At 67.4% G+C, this 17,877-nt stretch carries 7 protein-coding genes; 5 read left to right on the plus strand and 2 right to left on the minus strand.

The window, feature by feature from the left end:
- Positions 1-7: 7 nt before the first annotated feature.
- Together traD and EJA05_RS17650 are read left to right on the plus strand one after the other, a co-directional pair.
- The gene (gene traD, locus EJA05_RS17645) at positions 8-2,134 is read left to right on the plus strand and encodes a type IV conjugative transfer system coupling protein TraD (protein ID WP_125859227.1); all 2,127 of its coding nucleotides are present in this window, start codon (positions 8-10) and stop codon (positions 2,132-2,134) included.
- Positions 2,135-2,158: 24 nt separating this feature from the next.
- Complete coding sequence (locus EJA05_RS17650) at positions 2,159-2,887, plus strand: TIGR03747 family integrating conjugative element membrane protein (RefSeq protein WP_125859228.1); 729 nt, start codon at positions 2,159-2,161, stop codon at positions 2,885-2,887.
- Positions 2,888-3,015: 128 nt separating this feature from the next.
- On the opposite strand, the gene EJA05_RS17655 is transcribed toward EJA05_RS17650, so the two are convergent.
- Entirely contained in the window at positions 3,016-4,431 is a 1,416-nt protein-coding gene (locus EJA05_RS17655; protein WP_125859229.1) for a diaminobutyrate--2-oxoglutarate transaminase, read from the minus strand.
- Positions 4,432-4,435: 4 nt separating this feature from the next.
- The gene (locus tag EJA05_RS17660) at positions 4,436-4,651 is read right to left on the minus strand and encodes an MbtH family protein (RefSeq protein WP_125859230.1); all 216 of its coding nucleotides are present in this window, start codon (positions 4,649-4,651) and stop codon (positions 4,436-4,438) included.
- A gap of 200 nt (positions 4,652-4,851) precedes the next feature.
- On the opposite strand from EJA05_RS17660, the gene EJA05_RS17665 reads away from it, so the two are divergent.
- From EJA05_RS17665 to EJA05_RS17675, 3 genes are read left to right on the plus strand one after another with little or no spacing between them, the layout of a single operon-like run.
- Positions 4,852-5,829, plus strand: a complete 978-nt coding sequence (locus tag EJA05_RS17665) for a TauD/TfdA family dioxygenase (protein WP_125859231.1) — start codon at positions 4,852-4,854, stop codon at positions 5,827-5,829.
- 6 nt (positions 5,830-5,835) lie between these two features.
- Positions 5,836-14,772 (plus strand): non-ribosomal peptide synthetase, encoded by an 8,937-nt coding sequence (locus EJA05_RS17670; protein WP_125859232.1) that lies wholly within the window; start codon positions 5,836-5,838, stop codon positions 14,770-14,772.
- Positions 14,769-17,873 carry an amino acid adenylation domain-containing protein gene (locus tag EJA05_RS17675; RefSeq protein ID WP_125859233.1) on the plus strand — a complete coding sequence of 1,035 codons (3,105 nt, stop codon included), beginning with the start codon at positions 14,769-14,771 and terminating at the stop codon, positions 17,871-17,873. The genes EJA05_RS17670 and EJA05_RS17675 overlap by 4 nt, the downstream gene beginning before the upstream one ends.
- Positions 17,874-17,877 lie beyond the last annotated feature (4 nt).

The following is a 17,877-nucleotide window of genomic DNA, read 5'->3' on the forward strand; positions in this document are numbered from 1 at the left end:
GTACTTCATGGGCGAGCATGCGATGGAATCCCTGCTGCGACCGGCGGTGGAACTGTACACCGTGGGTCTCTGCGCCGGTGCCGGTGCGCTGTGCCTGCATTCACCCTGGGCCGTGGCCCTGTCGCCTGAGGTAGGGGCTGGCATGGCCCTGGCCTACACCGCGTTCGGTCTGAAGCGGCTCAACGAAGCGCGGATCGTCCTGCGCTACCGGCGCAATATCCGCCGCCTGCCGCGCTATTCGCTGACCAGCCGGCAGATTCCGGTGAGCAGCAAGCGCCTTTTCATGGGCCGCGGCTTCCGCTGGACCCGCCTGCACACGCAGCGCCTGCTCGAAGCTCAGGACCCGGCGCTGGCCCGCTATGTCAACCAGTCGACTGCCCACCAGTGGGCGCGACGCATGGAACAGCTACTGGAGAAAGCCCCACCGGTACTATCACTGCTGCCTCGCCTGACCGCGTGGGACAGCCCGTTCAATCCGGTGCGTCCATTACCTCCGGTAGGCGGCTCGCCATTGCTGCACGGCGTCGAACCGAAGGAGCAGGAAGCCAGTCTGCCGCTCAGCGAGCGCGTTGGACATACCCTGGTGCTGGGCACCACACGGGTGGGCAAGACTCGCCTGGCCGAGGTGTATATCACCCAGGACATCCATCGACCGAGCCGGGAAGTGGTCATCGTCTTCGACCCCAAGGGCGACGCCGACCTGCTCAAGCGCATGTACGTCGAGGCGCGGCGCGCTGGCCGCGAGCACGAGTTCTATGTCTTCCACCTGGGCTGGCCGGAGATCTCCGCACGCTACAACGCCATCGGCCGCTTCGGGCGCATTTCGGAAGTCGCTACCCGGATCGCCGGCCAGTTGAGCGGTGAAGGCAACTCGGCGGCTTTTCGCGAGTTTGCTTGGCGCTTCGTCAACATCATCGCGAGGGCGCTGATTGAGCTCGGTCGCCGCCCGGACTACCTGCAGATCCAGCGCCATGTGGTGAACATCGATGCGCTGTTTATCGAGTATGCCCAGCATTTCTTCGCCCGCCATGATCCGCTGGCCTGGGAAGCGATCGTGCAGATCGAAGGCCGCTTGAACGAGAAGAACATTCCGCGGCATATGGTTGGCCGGGAAAAGCGCGTCGTTGCCATCGAGCAGTACCTGACCGCCAAGCGCATCTTCGACCCGGTAATGGACGGCCTGCGCTCTGCCGTGCGCTACGACCGCACCTACTTCGACAAGATCGTGGCGTCGCTGCTGCCACTGTTGGAAAAACTCACCAGTGGCAAGACTGCACAACTGCTGGCCCCGAATTACTCCGACCAGGATGATCCGCGACCGATCTTCGACTGGCTACAGGTCATCCGCAAACGCGGCATCGTCTACGTCGGCCTGGACGCGTTATCGGATGCCGAAGTGGCCGCCGCAGTCGGTAACTCGATGTTCGCCGACCTGGTCTCCGTCGCCGGCCACATCTACAAACACGGCATCGATCACGGCCTGCCCGGCTCCTCAAGCGCAGCGGACAAGGTGCCCATCAACCTGCACGCTGACGAGTTCAACGAGTTGATGGGCGACGAGTTCATCCCGCTGATCAACAAGGGCGGCGGTGCCGGTATCCAGGTCACGGCCTACACCCAGACCTTGAGCGACATCGAGGCACGTATCGGCAACCGGGCCAAGGCCGGCCAGGTCATCGGCAACTTCAACACCCTGCAGATGCTGCGCGTACGGGAAACCGCCACCGCTGAACTACTGACCAACCAGCTGCCCAAGGTCAACGTGCAGACACGCACTTTGGTCTCCGGAGCGACGGACACCGCCGATCCGGATGCCCGTACCGACTTCACCTCCTCTTCGCAGGACCGGGTCACCACCACTGCCGTACCACTGATCGAACCGGCGCACATTATCGCCCTGCCCAAGGGCCAGATGTTCTCGTTTCAGGAAGGCGGGCAACTGTGGAAGGTGCGCATGCCGCTACCGAAACCGGCCAGCGATGATGCTATGCCAGAAGACCTGCAGACCCTGGCGGCGCGTATGCGAGAGTCCTATAACGCCAATGCGGGGAGTTGGTGGAGTAACGCGGGAGGCGCACCCACGGCAGATTTCGATCCCGAGATGCCTCCACCAGGGCGCAGGCACGCGCCGTAAGCGACCAAGTACTGCGGAGCCCCTATGCCGACCACTCCAGTCAGCCAACCTCCTGCGCAAAAACGTCCGGGGCTGATCTTCGGCACGCTTGAGCTTTGTCTGCGGCTGCTCGGTCTGCTGTTCGCTTCGCTGATTTTCTCCATCATCCTGGAGTTCGTGGGCATGGTCTGGTTCTGGCCCGAGCAGGGCTGGCATCACAGCCATGCCATGTGGCTGAGTGAGCTGGGATGGCTAAGCGATCACTTCAAAAACTCGCTGCTCGTGGAGGAACCCGCGCAAGCCACCGCTAAAGTGCTTCAGCACTTGAGCGATTGGGTCGTGGTCCGCACCGGCTGGGCGCATTCAGACACTCAACTGAAACTCCTAAGTCATGAAGTCTCGGTGCAGGGTCAGTTTGCTCAAGCGTACGTTGTGCTGCAGGACTACCTATTGGCCGCCCTATTCACCGTATTCACCTTCGTCGTGCGCCTCGCCGTCCTCACCCTAGCCACGCCGCTATTCCTGCTCGCCGTGATCACCGGCGCTGTCGATGGCTTGATGCGCCGAGACCTTCGCAAATTCAGCGCCGATCGCGAGAGCAGTTTTGTCTACCACCGAGCGAAGCGGACATTATTTCCATTGATGGTTAGCCCATGGGTGATCTACCTTTCCCTACCTTGGACACTCAACCCCATCTGGGTCTTAGTGCCTTGTGCAGCACTGCTCGGCTGCATGGTGGCGATCACAGCTGCTACCTTCAAAAAATATCTCTGATAAATGGACTGCAGTATCAGAGCTCGCACTATCCCACAAATTCGGATTTTTCCACTCACTGTTCGATGATCCATTCAATGTGGGACGTGCTTTGCATACCTACTATTCCAGCGTTAACAAAACACACTTCAGTGTGTGCTGGCCACAACGCTAGAAAGACAGTGCTGGAACTTCTCCACCAACACGTCGATTTCCTCGGCACTGATCGTCAATGGCGGCAGGAACCGAACCACCGCACCATGCCGCCCGCCCAGTTCGAGGATGACGCCCTCGCGCAAACACTGCTGCTGCAGGGCCTTGGCCAGTGCGCCATCTCCAGCCGGCACCCGTGCCTGGCCCGGCGCCGTGCAAACGAGCTCCACACCGACCATCAGACCGCGCCCACGGACATCGCCCATGCAGGCAAAGTCGCGCTGCACCTCGCGCAGTCTCGCCATCAGATGCTCGCCCAGGCGCTCGGCATTGGCCACCAGGCCCTGCGCCTGGATGTAACGCAAGGTCGCGGTACCGGCGGCCATCGCCAGCTGGTTTCCGCGGAACGTTCCGGCGTGGGCCCCTGGTTTCCACACATCGAGGCTGTCGCGGTAAACCACTACCGCCAACGGCAGGCCGCCGCCGACAGCCTTGGAAATCACCAGGATGTCCGGCTCGATGCCGGCGTACTCGAAGGCGAACATCCGCCCGGTGCGCCCGATGCCGCTCTGCACCTCGTCGATGATCAGCGCGACACCGTGCGCCTGGGTCAGCTTGCGCAGGCCCTGGAGCCAGCGCGTCGGCGCCGGAATGACGCCGCCCTCGCCCTGCACCACTTCCACCACCACCGCCGCCGGCAGCGATACGCCGGACTCCGGATCGGTCAGCAGTTGCTCGATGTAGCTGAGGCCGGCGTCCACCCCAGCCTCACCGCCAATACTGAACGGGCAGCGATAGTCATAGGGGTAAGGCAGCACCTGCACATCAGGCATCAGCGAACCCGGCAGTTGCTTTGGCCCCAGGTTGCCCATCAGGCTCAGGGCGCCGTGGGTCATCCCATGGTAGCCGCCAGAGAAGCAGAAGATCCCCTTGCGGCCAGTGGCGATCTTCGCCAGCTTAATCGCCGCCTCGATGCCGTCAGCGCCGGTCGGCCCACAGAACTGGATGCGTGCCTGGGCGGCGAAGGCCGGCGGCAAGGCATTGAACAGGGTCTCGACAAACTCGTCCTTGACTGCGGTGGTCAGGTCGAGGGTGTGCAGCGGCACACCGCTGTCCAGGGTCTCGCGCATCGCCGCCAGGGTGCACGGATGGTTGTGGCCAAGCGCCAGGGTTCCAGCGCCCGCCAGGCAGTCCATGAACAGTTGCCCACGGCTGTCGAGAACATAGAGACCGTGCGCCTCCTTGAGCGCCAGCGGAATGCGACGCGGGTAGGAGCGAGCATTCGACTCGCGCGCAGCCTGCCGCTCCAGCATTGGCTCAGCCTCGAAACTGCGGGCGGGTTGCTGGCGAAAATGCGCCAGGCTGAACAGAGGGAACTGAACATCTTCCATGGATGAACTCCTCGTCTGCATGTAATCAGCGCTGGCCGCCGGATTGAAGGGCAACGCGCAGACTCAGCGGACGCATGTCCGTCCAGTGCTGCTCGATCCAGGCCAGGCACTGGGCCTTGTCCCCCTGCTGGCCAACCGCGCGCCAGCCTTCAGGCAGGGCCTTGTAATCCGGCCAGATCGAATATTGCTCCTCATGATTGACCACCACTACGAACCCGCTTTCAGCCTTTTCCCAACTCATTTTCTATTCCTTGGACAAGAGTTTTTTCATGGATCCCGGCTGCCCGATTAAGGCCCAGTCGAGGCGCGCTACGAAACGTGCGAATGCTAATAAATAGCATTAACACTTGCCATATCTTTCGTATATATTTCGCCGGCGCCCGGTGGTCTACCCACGATGGCATTTGGCTGTGACAACTAAGAGAACAAAGGAGCAAGCTCATGGGACGAGGTGTCGGGCAGAACAATGGCCTGTCGGTGCAAGCGCTCATGCCAGACCGCAATCTGCCGCTGCTGGTCAAGCCGGAGCAGCCCGGCGCATGGAGCATCGAGGCATTGCATGCACTGGCCGACGAGTGCCTACATGAAAGTGGCGCCCTCTTGCTGCGGGGTTTCGATGTGCTGGGTGAACAGTCGTTCCAGGCACTGGTACGCAGCTTTGGCCACCCGTTGCTCAACTACGAATTCGGCTCCACCCCGCGCAAGGCAATCGAGCAGGGGGTGTACACCTCCACCGAATACCCCGCGCACCAGGTCATCCCGCTGCACAACGAGCAGTCGTATACCTTGCAGTGGCCGATGAAGATCTGGTTCCACTGTGTCCAGCCCAGTGCAGAGGGTGGCGAAACACCGATCGCCGACAGCCGGCAGATCTACCAGCAGCTCGACCCCACCCTGCGCCAACGTTTCAGCGACAAGCGCCTGATGTACGTGCGCAACTACGGCAATGGCCTCGACCTGCCCTGGGAACAGGCCTTCAACACCGAGGACCGCGCCGTCGCCGAGGCTTACTGCCGGGCCAACCAGATCGCCTTCGAATGGAAGGACGACGGCGAGCTGCGCACCCGACAGGTGTGCCAAGCCACCGCTCGCCACCCTGTCACGCAAGACTGGGTATGGTTCAACCAGGCCCACCTGTTCCACGTCTCCAACCTGCCGCCAGCGGTGCGTGAAAGCCTGCTGGCCGTGGTCGACGACCCGCTCGACCTGCCGCGCAATGTGTATTACGGCGATGGCAGCGAGCTGGAGGAAAGCGCGCTGGCAGAAATCCGCGGTGTACTGGAGCAATGCACCGTGCGCTTCCCCTGGGAACAAGGCGATGTGCTGATGCTCGACAACATGCTGGTGGCCCATGGCCGCGCCAGCTTCAAAGGGCCACGGCAAGTGATCGTGGCCATGGCCGAACCGGCTCAGGAGTGACCCAGGATGACGACCTCCCATTCGCAGCACGCCGCCAGCACCGGCCAGCAGGCGCTGTGGCAGTACCACCAGCTCAACCCAACCAGCCCGGCATACAACATGGTCGCCGCCCGCGAACTGCGCGCCGACCTCGACCCCGCCACCCTGTGCCGGGCGTTCGCACGGGTGGTCGAGCACTGTGAAACCCTGCACTGCGGCTACCGCGAGCAGAACGGCGTTGTGTTCATGTACCACCCCGGGCAGGTCCGGGTGAACGCCAGCGTCGAGCACAACGATAGCCTGGACAGCAAAGGCGTCGCCGACTGGATCGAACAACACGCCGACCAGCCGTTCGACCTGGCCGCGGCGGACATCTGCCGACTGCGCCTGCTGCAGTGCCAGGGGCGTCTGTACCTGTGCATGGCCGCCCACCATATCAGCGGCGACTTCCTCAGCGTCGAATGGATGCTCAAGCTGACCTTCGCCGCCTACCATGCCGAACTCACCGGCGAGCCGCTGGTGCTGCCCCAGGCCGGGCTGTACTTCGACTGGCTGGACGAGCAACGCGAACTGCAGGCCGAGCACAAGCTCGGCGCGGCCGCCGCCTACTGGCGCGAGCAGCTCACGGGCAACCCGACGGCGCTGACCCTGGCCGCCGACCGCCCTCGCCCACGCACGCCCGGCTTTGCCGGCGGCGAAGTCGAATTACTGCTGGACCAGGCCCGCAGCGACCAGCTGCGCCAGTTGGCCGAGGCGCATGGCGTCAGCCTGTACGTGGTGCTGGCGACCCTGTTCCAGGTATTCATGCACCGCTACACCGGCCAGGACGATTTCCTGATCGGCACGCCGACCATGGACCGCCACAAGGCCCGCTACAAGGAACTGATCGGTTTCACCCTCAACAGCCTGCCGCTGCGCGCCCGTTTCGGCCATGCCCCGAGCCTGGCCGACTGCCTGCGCGACACCGCCCAGCAACTGCGCGAAGCCCTGCGCCATCGCCGCTACCCGGCGGCGCTCCTGCAACAGGAGGTCGCCAGCGGCCCCCTGTTCCACTGCATGATGACCTACATGCCAAGCCGGCGTGACGATGCCTTCGCCGACTACAGCGTACGCGAGCACCTGTTCACCCAGCGTGGCGCCGCCAATGAACTGAACCTGCGCTGGCAGGACGACGGCATACAATTGCTGGCGCAGTGGCGCTATCGCAGTGACCTGTTCGATGCCGAACGTATCGCCCGCCTGGCTGAAGACTTCGCCTGGTTCGCCGGCAACGCCCTGGCGCACCTGGACGCCCCCGTTCACCAGTTGCCCGCAGCGCCACCGGCCAACAGCGCGCGTCGCGCCGGTGCCTGCCAACCGCCGGCCTTCGCCACTGCCACGGCCGCCTTCGATCACCAGGTCCGCAACCACGGCCAGCGCACCGCCCTGCGCGATGCCGACGGCAGCCTGAGCTACGCCGAACTGGACCAGGCCGCCAGCGCGCTGGCCGAGCGCTTGCGTGAAGCGGGCGCCGGCGCCGGTCAGATCATCGCCATCACCCTGCCCCGCAGCCGCGCACTGATCACCGCCATGCTGGCCAGCTGGAAACTCGGCGCGGCCTACCTGTGCCTGGACCCAACCCTGCCCACCGCACGGCAGCGGCAATTGCTCGAAGACAGCGCCGCCAGCGTGCTGATCGACCCCACCCACACGCTGCACGGCCTGGCCCGCAACGCCAGCGTCGCAAGCGCTGATGCGCACCCGCTGCAACTGGCCTACCTGATCTACACCTCCGGCTCCACCGGCACGCCCAAGGCGGTGCGGGTGACCCAGGGCAACTTGATCCACTACGCCGAGGCCGTGCTCAAGCCATTGGCCCTGAGCCCTGACGCCAGCCTGACCGCGCTGGCCAGCGTCGCCGCCGACCTGGGCTACACCGCCTGGTTCGGCGCACTGCTCAGCGGCCGCACCCTGCAGTTGATCAGCGACGAGCTGGCCAGCGCCCCGGAGGAACTGGCCCAGTTCCTGGCGAGCAACCCGGTCGACTGCCTGAAGATCGTGCCCTCGCACCTCGGTGCCCTGCTCGCCGTGGCCGAACCGCAACGCCTGCTGCCCCGCCAGTGCCTGGTACTCGGCGGCGAAGGCCTGGACCTGGCCCTGATCAGGCGCATCCAGGCCCTGGCCCCGGGCTGCCGGATCGTCAACCACTACGGTCCCACGGAAAGCACGGTCGGCTGCCTGACCCACGCCGTGCAGGACGACGCCCCGAGCCTGTCCGGGTTCGCCCCGGTCGGCCAGCCGCTGGACAACGTCCAGGCCCAGGTGCTCGACCAGCACCTCACGCTGCTGCCGCTGGGCAGCATCGGCGAGCTGTACATCGGCGGCGCCGGGGTGGCCGACGGCTACCTGGGCCAACCGGGCCTGACGGCCCGCCAGTTCATTCCCGACCCGTTCTCAGGCTTGGGCCAGCGCCTCTACCGCACCGGCGATCGCGTGCGCATGCTGGCCAGCGGCGCCATCGAATTCCTCGGCCGGATGGACGACCAGGTCAAGATCCGCGGTTTCCGTGTCGAACCCGGCGAGGTCGAGGCCTGCCTGCGCGCCTGTGCCGGGGTGCGCGAAGCGGCGGTGCTCGCCCGTGCCCTCAACGAAGGCGAAGCACCACGGCTGATCGCCTACCTGGTGGCCGAGCCCGGGCTGGACCATGATCGACTGCGCCGGCAACTGGCCGAACAACTGCCCGAGCCGCTGGTGCCCAGCCTGTACCTGGAGCTCGACCGCCTGCCCCGCCTGGGCAACGGCAAGGTCGACCGCCACAACCTGCCACTGCCGACCCCGGGCCAACCCGCCGCGCAGCAGCAAGACGCCCCACGCGACCCGGTCGAAGCAGTGTTGCTGACACTGTGGCGCGAAATTCTGGACAAGCCGACACTGTCGATCCATGACGATTTCTTCGCCCAGGGCGGCGACTCGATCATGGCGCTGCAACTGATCGCCAAGGCACGCAAGGCCCAGCTCAAGTTCACCCCCAAGCATTTCTTCGCCCACCCCACCATCGCCCGCCTCGCGGCCACCCTGGACTCGCCGCTCAAGGCCCTGGAGGCGCAATTGCTGGCGGTCTGGCGCGAGGTGCTGGAGCGCCCGGACATCGGCCGCGAGGATGACTTCTTCGGCGTTGGCGGCGACTCCATCATCGCCCTGCAGGTGATCGCCAAGGCCCGCAAGCTGGGCGTGAAATTCAGCCCGAAGGAACTGTTCGCCCACCCGCGCATCGACGCCCTGGCCCTGCTGGTCAGCCAGCGCCAGCCGACACAGCCCGCCCCCGTCACGCCAGCGCCGGCAACACCAGCCAGCGTCTCGGTGTCGCTCGGCGCCGACCAGCGCCAAGCCTTGCAACCGCTGGTCGGCACAGCCCTGGAAGACGCCTACCCGCTCTCGCCGTTGCAGAAAGGCCTGCTGTTCCACAGCCTGCTCGAAGGCGCCAGCGGGGTGTACGTGAACCAGCTGCAGGCCGAGCTGCAAGGCCCACTGGACGCCGAGCGCTACCTGGCCGCCTGGCACGCCACCTTCGCCGCGCACCCGCTGATGCGCACGGCGATTCTGTGGCAAGGGCTGGACGAACCGATGCAAGGCGTGTGCAGTGAACTGACCCTGCCGGTGCAACGCCTGGACTGGAGCGCCCTCGACGCGACGCAGCGCCAGCAGGCCCTGGACGCTTACTGCCAGGCCGACCGCGCACAAGGCTTCGACCCACAGCGCCCACCGCTGCAGCGGGTGGCGCTGATCTACCTCGACGCGCAGCACAGCTGGCTGATCTGGAGCCGCCACCACCTGATTGCCGACGGCTGGAGCTCGGTGATGCTGATGGAGGAAATCCTGGCCCGCTACAACGGCCTCGCCGTGCCATCCCGCCCGCCCTACCGCGACTATATCGCCTGGCTCGCGGCGCAACCGGCCGAGCACAGCCTGCAGTACTGGCAGCAGCACCTGGCGAACTTCGAGGGCGTCGGCAGCCTGCCGGCCCTGAACCCGGCCGAGCCCGTCACCCCGCGCTACCACAGCCACAGCCTGCGCCTGAGCGAGGCCCACAGCCGCCGCCTGAATGACCTTGGCAAGGCCTGCCGGGTCACCCTCAACACCTTGATGCAAGCCGCCTGGGGCCTGCTACTGGCCCGCGGCAACAACCACACCGAGGTCATGTTCGGCGTCACCAGCAGCGGCCGCCCGGACGCACTGGCCGATGCCGGGCAAATGCTCGGGGTGTTCATCAATACCCTGCCGCTGCGCCTGCGCACGGCCCCCGACATGGCCCTGTGCGACTACCTGCAACAGGTGCAGGCGGTCAGCGTGGCCATGCGTGAGCACGAGCAGACGCCACTGGCGCAGATCCTCCAGCAGCACCCTCGCGGTGCCGGTCTGTTCGATACCCTGCTGGTGTTCCAGAACCTGCCGGCGCTCAGCGAACGGCAGTTGCAGGCTGGCGAACTGACCTTCAAGGTCCTCGACAACCTTGAGCAGACCAGCTACGGCCTGACCGTCGAAGTGCTGCCAGGCCGTTGCCTGGAAGTGCTGTTCAGCGCCGACGCCCAGCGCCTGCCCGCCGTCGCGCTGGAGCGCCTGGGCGATGACCTGCTGAACCTGCTGCAGGCGCTGGACTGCCCGCCGGACACCCGCCTCGAGCAGCTCACCACGCTCAGCCCGGCACAGCATCGACGCCTGCTGGACTGGGGGCTCAACCCGGCCGACTACAGCCTCGAACACAGCTGGGAAGCGCGGGTGGCCGCCCAGGTCGCGGCCCACCCCGAGCGCATTGTCGCCCGCTGTGCCGAGCAGTCGCTGACCTACGCGCAACTGTGGCAGCACTCCGAACGCCTGGCCCGCGGCCTGCAGGCCCTCGGCGCGCGGCCCGACCAGCCGGTGGCACTGCTGGCCGAGCGCGGCATCGAATGGTTCTGCCTGATGGTCGCGACCCTGCGTGCCGGCTGCGCCTGGCTGCCGCTGGAGCCCTCGCAGCCGCCGGCACGCTGGCAACAGGTACTGGCGCGCCTGGAAGCGCCACTGGTGGTCTGCAGCCAGGCCTACGCCGAACCCCTGGCCTCGGTCTACCAGGGCCACCGCGCACTGCCTGCCGACCTGCTGGAGATGAGCGCCACCGGCATGCTGCCGAGCGAGCCGGCGCGCGCCGACCAGCTGGCCTACGTGCTGTTCACCTCCGGCTCCACCGGTCAACCCAAAGGCGTGATGGTGCCTCGCGCCGGCATGCTCAACAACATGCTGGCCAAGCTGCGGCCCCTGGGCCTGAACGCCGACGACGTGATCGCCCAGACCGCCCCGGCCTGTTTCGACATCTCGGTCTGGCAGACCCTCACCGCACCGCTGTTCGGCGCCTGCGTGGAGATCATCGGCGATCATCTGGTCCGCGACCCGCAGGCGCTGCTGCAGCTGGTGCGCGAGCGCCGGGTCAGCCTGCTCGAACCGGTGCCGGCGCTGCTGCAGGCGATGCTCGAAAGCCTCGATGGCCAGCCGCTGCCACTGCCGCACCTGCGCTGGGTACTGCCCACCGGCGAGGCGCTGCCGGTCGCCACCGCTCAGGAATGGTTCCGTCATTACCCGCAGATCCCGTTGATGAACGCCTACGGCCCGGCCGAATGCTCCGATGACGTAGCCTTCCAGCCGCTGTACCAGGCCCCTGGCCAAGGCGCCAACGTGGCCATCGGCCGGCCCACCGCCAACAGCGAGCTGTACGTGCTGGGCCACGACCTGCAACCGGTGGCCGACGGCGTGGTCGGCGAACTGGCCATCGGCGGTATCGGTGTCAGCCGCGGCTACCTGGCCGACCCGGCACGTACTGCCGCCAGCTTCATCCCCAACCCGTTCGGCGCGCCGGGCAGCCGCCTGTACCTGAGCGGCGACCTGGCCCGCTGGGACGCCGACGGCGTCCTGCAGTACCTGGGCCGCAAGGACTTCCAGCTCAAGCTGCGGGGCTTCCGTATCGAGCCCGGCGAGATCGAGGCGCACCTGGAGCGCCACCCGGATGTGCTGCGCGCCATGGTCAGCCTGCAACACCTGGGCGGCAGCGACATGCTGGTTGGCTACTGGCAGGGACGCAGCGGCCATCAGCTCGATGACAACCTGCTGGCCCAGCACGTGCGCGACAGCCTGCCGGCGTACATGGTGCCGTCGCTGTGGGTCGCCATGGACACCTGGCCGACCAACGCCAACGGCAAGGTCGATCGCAAGGCCCTGCCGCCACCGTCGCTGCAACAGGCCGAGGTCGAACCCCTGGCCAGCGAAAACGAGCGATTGCTGGGCGAGCTGTGGGCGACGCTGCTGCCCGCCCAGCCACTGGGGCGCAACAGCCACTTCTTCGAGGCCGGCGGCCACTCGCTGCTGGCCACCCGGCTGATCGCCCGGGTTCGCCAGCGCTGCGCCCTGGAGCTGCCGCTGCGCAGCGTGTTCGAGGCACCGCTGCTGTGGCAACTGGCCGCCCGCCTGGATGCCCTGGCCGCCGAGCCGGCCCAGGCCACGGCGGGCCCGCAACTGCTGCCGGTAGCGCGCCAGGCGCACATGCCGCTGTCGCTCAGCCAGCAACGGCTGTGGATGGTCGATCGCCTGCACGGCCCGTCGGCGGCCTACAACATGGCCGCCAGCCTGACCCTGGACGGGCCGCTGGAAATGCCCGCGCTGCGCGCCACCTTCAATGCCCTGCTGGCGCGCCACGAAGTGCTGCGCAGCAGCTACCAGGACATCGACGGCGAGCCGATCACCCTGATCGCCGAACAGCTGGAACTGGACGTCACCCTGCGCGATCTCAGCGCGCTGGACGACGCCCAGCGCCAGCAGGTGGCCGAACAGGAAAGCCTGGACAACCTGCGCCTGCCATTCGACCTGCGCCAGGCCCCGCTGATCAGGGCCCGGGTGCTCAAGCTCGGTGAGCAACAGCATCTGCTGTTGCTGGCCCTGCACCACATGGTCGCCGACGGCTGGTCGGTGGGCGTGCTGGTCAACGAGTTCAGCCAGCTGTATGCCAACCTGCGCGAGGGGCGCCAGGCACCGTTGCCGGCGCTGCCGGTGCAGTACGCCGACTACGCGGCCTGGCAGCGCCAATGCCTGCAAGGCGCCGCACTGGAGCGCGAGGTCGACTTCTGGCAGGGCCAGTTGCACGACGCGCCCCAGGTGCTGGCCCTGCCCAGCGACTGGCCGCGCCCGGCCCAGGCCGACGCCCGCGGCGCCGCCAGGGCGCTGGAAATTCCCGCGCCACTGCTGGCCCGCCTGGAAGCCCTGGCCCTGGCCGAAGGGGTGAGCCTGTACATGCTCCTGCTGGCCAGCTTCGAGCTGCTGCTGCACGCGGTCACCGGTGCCGACGACCTGCTGCTGGGCACCGACGTCGCCGGCCGCGAGGAGGCCAACCTCGAAGGCCTGATCGGCTTCTTCGTCAATGTCCTGCCGCTGCGCTCGCGCCGGCTGGCCGGCGAAAGCCTGCGCGCGTTCCTCGGCCGCACCCGCGACACCTGCCTGCAGGCCCTGGAGCACCAGGCGCTGCCGTTCGACCGCATCGTCGAGGCGCTGCAGGTCCCGCGCGAGCGTAGCCGCAACCCACTGGTGCAGGCGCTGTTCGTGCTGCAGAACACCCCCGAGGGCGACTTCTCGATCCCAGGGCTCGAGGTGCGCATGCGGCCTGCCGCCGAACGCACCAGCAAGTTCGACATGGCGCTGTTCCTCGAGCGCCACGGCGAGGTCATGCGCGGCGACTGGGTTTACGCCCGCGCCCTGTTCAAGGGCGAGCGCATCGACGCACTGATCGACGCCTGGCTGAACCTGCTGCAACAGGTGGTCGACCAGCCCCACGCCGCCCTTGCCCATTTCACCGTCACGCTGCCCACCGTGGAGACACCGGCCTTGGCAAAACCAGCCCCATCGTCCAGCAAGCTCGACAAACTGAAGAAACTCCCGGCCCGCGCCGCCGCGCCCCGGCCACTGATCCGCACCTCGGCGCTGCAACCCGGCCGCGAGTTCCCGCTGCTGATCGAGCCCGTGGCCCCGGACCTGGACCCGGTGGGTTGGGCGCAGAGCTCCCGCGACCTGATCGACACCCTGCTGTGCCAACACGGTGGCCTGCTGTTCCGCGGTTTCGCCCTGGACGACCCGAAAGCCTTCGAAGCCTTCGCCGAAGCCATTCACCCCGGCCTGTTCGGCGGCTACGGCGACCTGCCGAAGAAGGAAGGTGGGCGCAACATCTACCGCTCCACGCCTTACCCGGAGCGGGAAATGATCCTGTTCCACAACGAGAGCTCGCACCTGCCCCGCTCGCCGCGCAAGCAGTGGTTCTACTGTGAGCAACCGTCGCCGGTCGGCGGCGCCACGCCGATCGTCGACTGCCGCGAGCTGTACCGGCAACTGCCGCCGGAGCTGGCCGAAGCCTTCGAACGCAAGGGCCTGCTGTACGTGCGCACCTTCACCGAGCGCCTGGACGTCAATTGGCGGGAGTTCTTCAAGACCGACAGCCGCGAGCAGGTCGAGGACCTGTGCCGGGCCAGCAACACCGAGTTCCGCTGGCTGGCCAACGACGAACTGCAAACCCGTACCCGTTGCCCGGCGGTGATCCGCCACCCGCTGAGCGGCGAGCGCAGCTTCTTCAACCAGTTGCAGCTGCACCACACCTTGTGCCTGGAGCCCCAGGTACGCGAAGACCTGCTCAACATGGTCGGCCAGGAGCGTATGCCGCGCCAGGTGTACTTCGGTGACGGCAGCCCGATCGACGACGCCAGCATGGCCCTGATCGGTCGCCTGTACGAAGCCTGCGCGGTGCGTTTCGACTGGCAGCGCGGCGACGTGGTGATGCTCGACAACCTGATCGCCGCCCACGCCCGCGACCCGTACGAAGGCCCGCGCAAGATCGCCGTCGCCATGGGCGACATGCATGAACCGGCCCAGCTGGCCGCCCGACACACCGCAATGGAACTGCAGGATCAGACCGCGCAATGAACCACACCCTGGATTTGAGCCACGACCTACCCCTCAGCGCCGAACAGGCCCTGGCCGTGCAGCACGGCCGCGCGCCCCTGCAGCTGGGCGTCAACCTTGCCGGGCCCCTGCAGCCGGGCCGCCTGCACGAAGCCTTGCTGCAGGTGATCGAGCGCCACACCAGCCTGCGCGTGGCGCTGCGCCCATCGACCCTCTACCGCAGCCTGCGCCAGAGCGTGGTCGCCAGCACCCTCGACTGGCACCTGCTGGACGCCGGGCAGCACGCCGAGGCCCAGGCCCTGGCCGCCCAGCCGCTGGCCATCGACCAGGGTGCCCTGGTGCGCGCTGTCCTGCGCCAGCAGGGCCCCGAACAGTGGCGGCTGGACCTGTACGTCGCCACCTGCGCCAGCGACCGGCTGAGCCTGCAGAACCTGCTCGGCGAGCTGGCCGCGCTGTATGCCCAGCCCGATGCGCCACTGGAGGAAGCCTTCCAGTACAGCCAGTACGTCGAGTGGCGCAACGACCTGGACGCCGATGAGGAAGCCCCCGCCGGGCGTGCCTACTGGGCCGGCCTGCGCCTGGAACACCTGGCCCCGGTACGCCTGGGCAGCCTCGCCGAGGCCTCGCCGCAGGCCCCTGGCAACGCCGTGCAACAGGCCCTGCCCGAAACGCTGCAGGCACAGTTGCAACAACTGGCCGAAAGCGCCGGGCAAGCACTGGATACCGTGCTGCAGGCAGCCTGGTGGGCGCTGCTGGCGCGCATCGGCGGCAACGCCGAGTTCATCGCCGGCTGGCAACAGGACTGCCGCTTCGACTATGAGACCCTGGCCAACGGCATCGGCGTCTACGAGAAGATCCTGCCCCTGGCCCTGGCACCTGCGCTCGACCAACCCTTCAGCGCCTGGCTGCAACGCCTGGCCGAACAGCTCGAAAGCCATGCCCAGCAACAGGAGTACTGGAACGTCGCCGACACCACGCTGACGCTGCAGCGCACCGTCGGTTTCAACCTGGTGCGCCACAGCGCGGCGTTCGCCAGCGGCGGCCTGCGTTGGTCGGTCGATACCCTGCCCGGCGCCGATTCGGGCTTCGAACTGGCGCTGCAGGTAACCCTCGACGCCCAGGGCCAGCTGCAGCCACTGAGCCTGCAGTCACCCACCGCGCAGTACCCCGAGGCCGACCTGCGCTGCCTGCTGGAGCAGTATGCACAGCTACTCGAAGCACTGGTCGAACAGCCACGCCAGCGCGCCATCGGCGAACTGCCACTGAGCCCGGCGGCGCATCAGCGCCTGCAGCAAAGCCTGCGCGGCCCACAGCGCGACTTCGGCAGCCGCCCGCTGATCGAGCGCCTGGCCCACTGGGCGCGGCACAGCCCCGACGCCCCGGCGCTGATGGCCGCGGGGCAGACCTTGAGCTATGCCCAGCTGCATGCGCAGGTCGAGCACCTTGCCGGGGTGCTGCAGGCGCGCGGCATCGGTCGCGGCGCCAACGTCGCGCTGCTGCTGCCACGCTCGGCCGAGCTGCTGCTCGGCCTGCTCGCCGTGCTGCGCGCCGGCGCCGCCTACGTACCACTGGACCCGGCCTGGCCACAGGCGCGCGTCGAGCGGATCCTCGCCGACGCCCAGCCGCAGCTGTTGATCGGCGGCCCGCAGGGCAACGCCCTGGCCGAGCTGCTCCAAGCCCCCGCCGCCGCACCGGCCGACCCTGACATCAGCCTGGCCGATGCCGCCTACCTGCTGTACACCTCCGGCACCAGCGGCGAGCCCAAGGGCGTGCTCATCGAGCACGGCCAACTGCTCAACTACACTGCCGCGGTCAGCGAAGCGCTCAGCCTGGCGCAGTGCCGGCGTTTCGCCCTGATTTCCTCGGTGGCCGCCGACCTTGGCAACACCACCCTCTACGCCGCGCTGTGGACCGGTGGTTGCCTGGTGCTGGCCGACGACCAGGCCAGCCGCGATGCCGCCGCCTTCGCCCGCTATCTCGAAGCCGGGCAAGTCGACTGCCTGAAGATCGTGCCTTCGCACCTGGCGGCGCTGCTCGAAGGCCAGCAGGCCTGCAGCCTGCCCCAGGTGCTGATCCTCGGCGGCGAGGCCTGCCCCGGCAGCCTGCGCCAGCGCATCGAACAGCTGGCGCCGGGCAGCCGCGTGCACAACCACTACGGCCCCACCGAAACCACCGTGGGCGTGCTGTACAGCCTCGACCAGGGCTACAGCCCACGCGCCCCGCTTGGCCTCGAACACGCCCTGGCCAACACCTGGGTGCGCCTGCTCGAAGCCACGCCGGCCGGCCTGCAACCGGCCCCGCTCGGCGCCCTGGGCGAGCTGTACATCGGCGGCGCCCAGGTCTGCCGTGGCTACCTGAACCGCAGCTCCGATGCCTTCATCGACGACCCGCTGCAACCCGGCCAGCGCCTGTACCGCAGTGGCGACCTGGCGCGCCTGTCGGCCAGTGGCCAGCTGCAACTGGCCGGGCGCAGCGACAAGCAGATCAAGATCCGCGGTTTCCGCGTCGAGCCCGGCGAACTGGAAGCGGCCCTGGCCGCCCTCGAAGGGGTCAGCCAGGCCGTGGTGCAGTTCCACAACGCCAGGCTGCTGGCCTATGCCGTCAGCCAGCGCGACAGCGCCGCGTTGCTCGGCGAACTGCGCACTCGGCTGCCCGACTTCCTGGTGCCGGCGCAACTGCTGTGCCTGGCCGAGCTGCCACGCCTGGCCAACGGCAAGGTCGACTTCGGCGCGCTGCCGAGCGCCGACAGCCAGGCCAGCGAGCGGGTCGAGCTGCCACCGCGCGACGCCCTCGATGCGTTGCTCGTCGACCTCTACAAGGAGCTGCTCGAACGGGCGGCCCTGAGCATCGACGACAGCCTGTTCGACCTCGGCGGCCATTCGCTGATCGTCATCAAGCTGTGCACCCGCCTGCGCAGCCTGCTGCAACTGGAAGTGGCCCCGGCGCTGGTGTTCGACCACCCCAGCGTGGCGGCGCTGGCAGATGCCCTGCGCGCCCAGGAAAGCCAGCCAGGCAAGCTGCTGAAGATCGCCGAGCTGCGTCGCATGCTGGCGGCGATGTCGCCCGAGGAACGCGCCGCCCTGCAGGCCCGCGCCCAATCCGCCGCTGCGCCAAGGAGCTGATGCC

Origin of the sequence: Pseudomonas oryziphila (genome assembly GCF_003940825.1) — a bacterium.
Classification (GTDB): Bacteria; Pseudomonadota; Gammaproteobacteria; order Pseudomonadales; family Pseudomonadaceae; genus Aquipseudomonas; species Aquipseudomonas sichuanensis.